General features: G+C 46.6%; 1 pseudogene. It reads right to left on the reverse strand.

The window, feature by feature from the left end:
* Positions 1 to 330, reverse strand: a pseudogene (locus R7Q48_RS31550) (GGDEF domain-containing protein); the annotation flags it as partial.
* Between the last annotated feature and the right edge of the window lie 174 nt (positions 331 to 504).

Consider the following 504-nt stretch of genomic DNA (forward strand, 5'->3'; position numbering starts at 1 on the left):
GGTTTGCTTTTGCTGCGTTGAGTGCGTCAACGTCACAACGGCAAACAGCTCCTCATTCGGTAGCCATACTGGGCAAAGACTCAGGTTTTCATCATCAAATTGTGAGCAAACTACGTCAAAGTGCGGCGCGGAAAATTGCGCGCAGTTTTGCTCAATCATCGCCACGATGGCGCGGTGATTTTGTGGCGAGGTGGATATCTCACTGGATAGCCATTGTTTGGTGTAGCTCAGGGTATAAAGTTGTCCCTGAGCTTGAGTGGCATCACAGCATTGCTGCAGAGCGTGTTGCCAGTCAGTCATCAACGGTGAAGGAATAGCGAAGCGAAACATAATTAGTAAAGTATCCTGAAGTGCCCACAAATATTTATAGGAATGTCGCCGTGTTAGGCGGCTGGGCTTTGGTTATATCGTATCCAACGCTTGAACAATTCCAAGCGACTGAAGGCACTTTCGATCAATAAAATGTTAGCGAGCTCTCTTTTTTATCCAACTCGTTTCATTTCT

It is taken from the genome of Vibrio sp. 378 (assembly GCF_033339435.1).